Here is a 7,459-nt window from a genome sequence, read left to right as displayed (position 1 = left end):
GTTGAAGAGAAAAATCCGACTGTTTCGGAAATTCCCAATTCCGAGACGACTTCGGCTGAGACAGAAATCGAAAATTCTCCCGCAGTAGAAGACAAAAATCCGACTGTTTCCGAAATCCCCAATTCCCAGACTAATTCGACTGAAACAACAACCGAAAATTCCCCAGCGACAGAAACTCAAAACCCGACTGTTTCCGAAATTCCCAATTTCCCAACAAATCCTGTTGAGACAGAAATCGACTTCATCACAGGTGACAAAATCGAAACACCCGTCTTTTTCCAACCAGACAAACCAGAAATACCGGCAATACCCGCAGAATCCACAGACATTCTCACTGGGGAAATTGAAAACATCTCCCCAACTCTTATCGATACCCCCGAAATTGCCAGCGAAACTGCTGAAAATTTCCCGCTAATTTCTCCCGAAGAAATTTCCCAACTGTGGGAAACTCTCAACAGCATATTCGCCCAACAACTTCCTCACATTCCCGAAACAGAATCCAGCCAAAATCATCAACCATCCGCATCAGAATATATAGTTACCGACGCCCAAACTATTATTCCCGAAATTGCCGTCACTGAAAATCATCACTCACAACAATGGGAAAATATCACCGCCGACAGCGACAATCAGCCTCCAACAACCATCGATGAATATGTAAACCCCGACTTCGACTCCGAAAACATCGCCATTACTCCCGAAATACCATCCGAGGAAAACAATCAGCCAGACAATTCACAAAATATCATCGCTGACTCCGAAATCGCAACTGCCACTGACAGCGATTCCGAAACAACCATCAACGAATACACAATCACCGACACAAAAACCCAACCAGAAATAACCCCCAACCTCCCCCAACAAAATCAACCATTAATCGGAATCATCGACACCGGCTTTGTCGCCAACAATCCCAACATCAACTACAGCCAAATCTTCCTCGGCAAAGACTTAATCGAGGGCGACAACAATCCCCTACTCCAACCAAACCAAGGAAACCAACACGGCGACACAATTTTAGAAATTATCGCCGCCACAGACAATCAAAACGCCACCAAAAAATCGACTCCGATTTGGTTAGGACGAGCAACTGGCAGCGGCAACTGGCATCAATCCCTGATAGAATTTGTAGACGCAGCCATTGCCTCAAAACAAGCCAACGCCGTCGTCAACCTCAGCTTCGACTTAACCCAAATCAATCCCGACGGCACACAAACCACACGCCACCAACTCACACCAGAAGAAAAATCAGCACTTAAATACGCCCAGGAAAACAACATCCTGATTGTAGCAGCGGCCGGTAATGAAGGAACTCTCCTCTCTGCCCTCGGACAAGCCTCCACAGAATTCGACAACATCATCACAGTCGGAGCATCCGACAACAACAACCGAAGCGCCTACTCCAGCTACGGATTCGGCTTAGATATCCTAGCACCAACAAACACTCTAAAAACAGCAGAACAATCAACAACCCAAACAAAACAAGGCACATCAATAGCAGCAGCCTTCGTCACAAACACCATCTCCCCAATATGGGAAACCAACCCATCACTGAACCGCCAACAAATCAAAAACATCCTCCTAAAAACAGCCAGCGACATCGACGTACCAGGATGGGACGAAAGAACAGGATACGGAATCTTAAATCCCCAATTAGCAATTGCTACCGCCACCGAAACAATCCCCACAATACCAGTATTAGCCGCCACCAAACACTTGACAAAAACCCTAATTAATGCCGATGCAAATACCAGCAACTCACCCAACAATACCGCAGCCAAACCCTCAGAAAGAGCAACCGCAACCAACCCTCCAGCCAACACACCAAAAACCACCAGCACCTCAACCGGAGACTACAACGAAGGCACCAGCTCCTACACCACAGAATTACCCCAAAACACAACCACCACTAGCAACAACTATGACGGCACAACCATCACCAACTCTCAAACCAATAGCCATTTTTCAAACACCGAATCAAGCTGGGATCAAAACGCCGTCAACACCAACAGCAAGAGCAACTCTTTTAACGAATACACCAGCGATTCCAGCACCAATGCTGCTACCTACACCAGCAAAAACTTTTCCCAAAACTCAGTAGAAAACAAAAATCAATCGCAGCAAAACTACAGCCGAGTCAAATACGAAGGCACTCGCAACGACCAAAGCTCATCTCTTCAACAATCCCGCTATTCTACCAATTATACCAGTCCTGAACAAACTACAAACACCACTGCCGACAGTTACCGAAACAGTTTTTCCCAATCAGACAGTCAATACGGAACCGACTATGCAATTAATAACGGCAACCGCCAAGATGATTGGGGTTCAAAATCAACTTCAAACACTCACTATACTAGCAGCACCGGAAGTTCTCTCAACAACAGTTTAACTCAAATTCAAGGAAAAGCCGATTGGACGAATAGCAGCAATAACAACAGTTCCCTCAACACTCACAGCGGAGAAGAAAGCCAAGTAAATCAGTCTAATTATGAGAGTAGCAGTAGCAGCGGTTTCTCTAAATATAACAACAGCAGCGACAACTATTCAGTTATCAATTCCACCTGGGAAAATACTACAACTGACGGCAAAACCGTCGGCAGTAACAGCCGCGATGTTTATGCGGAAGCCAATAGTAATACCAACAGCAGTTACGATGACGGCCAGTCAAAAAATACCAGCAATCAATCCACTTACACCGTCAATCAATCTCAAGAAACCAACAGCAGCAACGGCCCCTCATACTGGCACAACAACCGCAATAACAATTATTCTGTAAGTCAAGGGAATGATACGCAAAGTTACAAAAACGGGCCGTCAACTAGCAGCCACAATCGGGATACTTATTCTGTCAGCAAGTCGAATTCTTCCAGCAGCAACAGTGAGGGCAAAGTCAGTTCTAATTCCGAGCATGAAAATTATTCAGAAAATCATGCTCAGTGGGAGAGCGAGTATAAGGCTGATACTTATACTACTCAAAGTAACAGTGACGAATCGACTATAACCGCTACCAAAAGTAACAGCAGCACCGAGGGCAACAATTCCACCTCATCTAACAGTAGCGACACCTCAACCACGAGAAATTCACAGACAGTTACAACTTATAAAGATGGCCAAAAAACAGAAAATGGCAGTTCGAGTTACGAGAAATGGTCGAGCGAAAGCACTTACGATAGTAACGGCGTAGCTAGTTCGGTGTCCAAGTATTCTAGCTGGAGTGAGAGTTACAGCAAGTCTTACTTTAAGGGAGGTTACAGTTGGACGGAGACTGTGAGCGGTTACGACTCGGAATCGGTGACGAAAGGGGGTGTCTCGACGAGTAATGGCAGCAGTTGGAGTTGGACTCGCAGCGGGACAGTATGGGATGATGGAAGGAATAGTTGGAGTGAAAGTTGGTCGAAGTCTAGTTGGGAAGATGGCGAGTATTTGCCGGGTGAATATGAGGTAACGAGGGGGTCATTTGACCCAGAAGGAACACAGACCCAGACGAATAATTTGCCCTCATTTGGGGAAGCGCCGCGGTTGAATAAGGCGCCGAAACAACAGGTGCCACCGGATTTAGTGAAGCCTCCGAAGCCGAGTGATGATATTTGGCAGTTGCCGACTGTGATTTTTAAAGATGGTGCATCTAAAAATGCTTCAGAAGATAAGACTTTTTGGCTCCCAACTGATATTTACAAAGAGCTTACGTCTCAGAAAGTGATTAATGGAGATGGCTATTTTAATGCAAGTAGCCCTAAAAACGAAAGCCCTTGGGACAAATTTTTGGCCAAATTGCGTAGATTTATCCAAAGGTTGTTAGAGCTATCTCAACAAGGCAAGCAAGCTGTTCTAGAATTTTTAGGCGCACTTCTTTACTACTATCTCAAGAATAATGGGGCTTTACTTCAACCTTTCACTGACCTTCTGATACCAGGAGGAGCACAAGCACGAGACAAACTGGAAAAACTCTTACAAAAGAGTAAAGCAGCTCAGTTAGGAAGAGGTGCTGCTGATTTAATCGGAATTTTGCAAGGAATAGCGGAAATTTTGTTGGGAACTGGTGGTAGTATTGGAGGTGGTTTAACTGGAAACCCCGCACTGGTTGCTGCAGGATTGGGAGCGCTAGCACATGGGATCAGCTTAGTGGGAGTTAGCGCTCAGGATCTATCTAATCTGATTGTTCAGGTTCTTCAAAGTAATTCCGGTCATAATCCTTGGGATGATGTTCCAGAAGGGGACTTGGAAGAATTTTTGAATCCAGCGTATGAGTATATCGATACTCGTTCATGGCATCAAGGTGGTTCCACTACAGCAGAAAATTCTGTAAAAAACCATTTTAGGGATCATGGTACGGAAGTAGAGGCAGCGAATGTGCAGGAATATATTGACCTAGCAGAGAAGTTTAAACAAGTAGTTCTGAATAATAATAGAACCGAAATACGCCGAATAAGTGGAGCTACCTCAAATGTTTCTAGGTACGAACTGGGAGATAGATACATAGATTTAGTAGATTTAGGTCAAGGAGAATATGGTATAATATCTTTTGGAAAAGTTTGGCCTCGCCGCTGATTGAATCAAGTGTTAAGAGAATAAAGAGGGTTGTTGAAATATGGCGCTAGAACATAGATTTTTCTGCTTAAGAGAAGGAGAAGTGAGTTATGCAGAGTACATGAAATACTTCAAAATTAAGTTTGAAGTCAGTATCCACGATGATGTAATGCGCTACATGAATGATACCCTAATGTGGATACCATGTACTCATCTTTCAGTTAGACATAGAAGGAAGGCTCACGGATTAATGCTTTACGGTGATACAATTATTAATCAAGAAGGTGTTGAAATGTTTTATCATGTGATCGAGTCATGGTATCGCTTATTTTCAAAAGCTCCTGAGAAATTTCAGCTTGATGGAGGAATAATTATAGAAGCTGACAGAACGGTTTCTAGTCCACCAAAAGTTCACACTATCGAAGTTGAGCGAGACTTGCTCCTTGAAAAGCTTCGGATTTTACTCAATTATGCTAATCAGGTAATTGAGGGTGAATTCTTTATTTTGCATTTGGGTATTTGATGATAAAAATCTCAGTAAATCTCGATGAGTTATTGGATGTTTATTCAGAACCAAATAGTAAAGTAACTCTAACAGCAGTTACGATTGGAGAAGTTTGGTCTGGCCGCTGATTGAATTAAGTGTTAAGAGAATAAAGAGGGTTGTTGAAATATGGCGCTAGAACATAGATTTTTTTGCTTAAGAGAAGGAGAAGTCAGTTATGCAAAGTGCATGAATTATTATGAAAAGGAGTTTGAAGTTAGTATCCACGATGACATAATGCGGTACATGAATGATACCTTAATGTGGATACCGTGTACTCATCTTTCACTTCCCTATAAAAAGAAAACAAAGGGATTATCGCTTTACGGTATTACAATTATTCACCAAGAAGATGGGGAAATGTTTTATCACGTAATCGATTCATGGTATCGCTTATTTTCAAAAGCTCCTGAGAGATTTCAGCTTGATGGGGGGATAATTATAAAAAATGACAGAAAGGTTTCAACTCCACCCAAAGTTTACACTATCGAAGTTGAGCGAGACTTGCTCCTTGAAAAACTGCGGATTTTGCTCAATTATGCTAATCAGGTAATTGAGGGTGAATTCTTTATTTTGCATTTGGGTATTTGATGATAAAAACCTCAGTAAATCTCGATGAGTTATTGGATGTTTATTCAGAACCAAATAGTAAAGTAACTCTAACAGCAGTTACGATGACGGCAAGTCAAAAAATACCAGCAACAGAGACACATATACCGTCAATCAGTCTCTGGAAACTTCGGGCAGCAACGGCCCATCATATTGGCAAAACAATCGAGGTAATAATTACTCGGTAACTCAGACCAATGATACCCAAAACTACACAAACGGGCCGTCAACTAGCAGCCACAATCGAGATACTTATTCTGTCAGCAAGTCGAACTCTTCGAGCAGCAACAGTTCGGGTAAAGTTAGTTCTAATTCCGAGCAAGAAAATTATTCAGAAAATCATGCTCAGTGGGAGAGCGAGTATAAGGCTGATACTTATACTACTCAAAGCAACAGCGACGAATCGACTATAACCGCTAGCAAAAGTAACAGCAGCACCTCGGGCAACAATTCCACCTCATCTAACAGTAGCGACACCTCAACCACGAGAAATTCACAGACAGTTACAACTTATAAAGATGGCCAAAAAACAGAAAATGGCAGTTCGAGTTACGAGAAATGGTCGAGCGAAAGCACTTACGATAGTAACGGCGTAGCTAGTTCGGTGTCCAAGTATTCTAGCTGGAGTGAGAGTTACAGCAAGTCTTACTTTAAGGGAGGTTACAGTTGGACGGAGACTGTGAGCGCTTACGACTCGGAATCGGTGACGAAAGGGGGTGTCTCGACGAGTAATGGCAGCAGTTGGAGTTGGACTCGCAGCGGGACAGTATGGGATGATGGAAGGAATAGTTGGAGTGAAAGTTGGTCGAAGTCTAGTTGGGAAGATGGCAAGTATGCGCCGAGTGAATCGGAGGTAACGAGGGGGTCATTTGACCCAGAAGGAACACAGACCCAGACGAATAATTTGCCCTCATTTGGGGAAGCGCCGCGGTTGAATAAGGCGCCGAAACAAGATGTGCCACCGGATTTGATGAAGCCTCCGAAGCCGAGTGATGATATTTGGCAGTTGCCGACTGTGATTTTTAAAGATGCTGCATCTAAAAATGCTTCTGAAGACAAGACTTTTTGGCTCCCAACTGATATTTACAAAGAGCTTGAGTCTCAGAAGGTGATTAATGGAGATGGCTATCTTAATGCAAGTAGCCCTAGTACGATTAGCAGATTTGAGGCTATATGGAGATCAGCACTATCCATACTGCGGGTATTTTATGGTGAGGATGCTGATAAATTGATTCAGCCTGGTGTACTACAGGTGACTGACAGTAAAGGCATTCTGGATGCAATGGATAGAGCAAATAATTGGCCATCAGGAAAAGCTAAACAGCAATACGGCAATTTGTATGGTCTCGTAACTAATGGTAGGCTATTCATCAATTCTGATTTGAATACAGACGATATGACGATACTAAAAACAATGGTTCATGAAATGTTGCACATCAATCAACATCGAAATTTAACTACTACATTGGGCCCAAATCTTATGGAAGGTCTTACTCAACGTCTTGCTATGCAAGCAGTCCGGGCTTCGGGACGCCCTTGGGATGATGCAGGAGGGTATAAAGATCAAGTAAGAGTAGTTGTTAGTCTAGAGCGGTTGCTTGGCTCGCGGACACTAAAGGAAGTCTACTTCAACAATCCCGGCTTGCTTGCTACAGAATTCGATCGAGCTGCTGGGTTTAAGTTATTTGATACTTTTCTACAACTTATAGAGCAACGGAAATTTGATGAAGCAATTCGTTTAATACCGTTTTAATTGAGCATTTTTCACTCCAGATA

General features: G+C 43.2%; 4 protein-coding genes. All 4 read left to right on the top strand.

Annotated features, from left to right (window positions below):
- A partial coding sequence (locus QUA00_RS00250) for a S8 family serine peptidase (protein ID WP_333408329.1) occupies positions 1–4,551 on the top strand: 4,551 nt, incomplete at its 5' end.
- A 40-nt stretch (positions 4,552–4,591) separates the two neighbouring features.
- Complete coding sequence (locus tag QUA00_RS00245) at positions 4,592–5,053, top strand: Coagulation factor 5/8 type-like protein (protein WP_333058543.1); 462 nt, start codon at positions 4,592–4,594, stop codon at positions 5,051–5,053.
- Between the two features lie 150 nt (positions 5,054–5,203).
- Positions 5,204–5,665, top strand: a complete 462-nt coding sequence (locus tag QUA00_RS00240; protein WP_333058544.1) for a hypothetical protein — start codon at positions 5,204–5,206, stop codon at positions 5,663–5,665.
- Between the two features lie 622 nt (positions 5,666–6,287).
- The gene (locus QUA00_RS00235) at positions 6,288–7,436 is read left to right on the top strand and encodes a hypothetical protein (protein ID WP_333408328.1); all 1,149 of its coding nucleotides are present in this window, start codon (positions 6,288–6,290) and stop codon (positions 7,434–7,436) included.
- The last annotated feature ends 23 nt before the right edge of the window (positions 7,437–7,459 follow it).

Source organism: Microcoleus sp. T2B6, assembly GCF_036700475.1.
GTDB lineage: Bacteria > Cyanobacteriota > Cyanobacteriia > Cyanobacteriales > Microcoleaceae > Microcoleus.
The sequence above is the reverse complement of the archived record's forward strand: the minus strand, read 5'-3'. Positions and strand labels throughout refer to the sequence as shown.

Coding starts and splice junctions, on each gene's coding strand:
- QUA00_RS00245 (WP_333058543.1), top strand. CDS start 4,592: ATGGCGCTAGAACATAGATTTTTCTGCTTAAGAGAAGGAGAAGTGAGT.
- QUA00_RS00240 (WP_333058544.1), top strand. CDS start 5,204: ATGGCGCTAGAACATAGATTTTTTTGCTTAAGAGAAGGAGAAGTCAGT.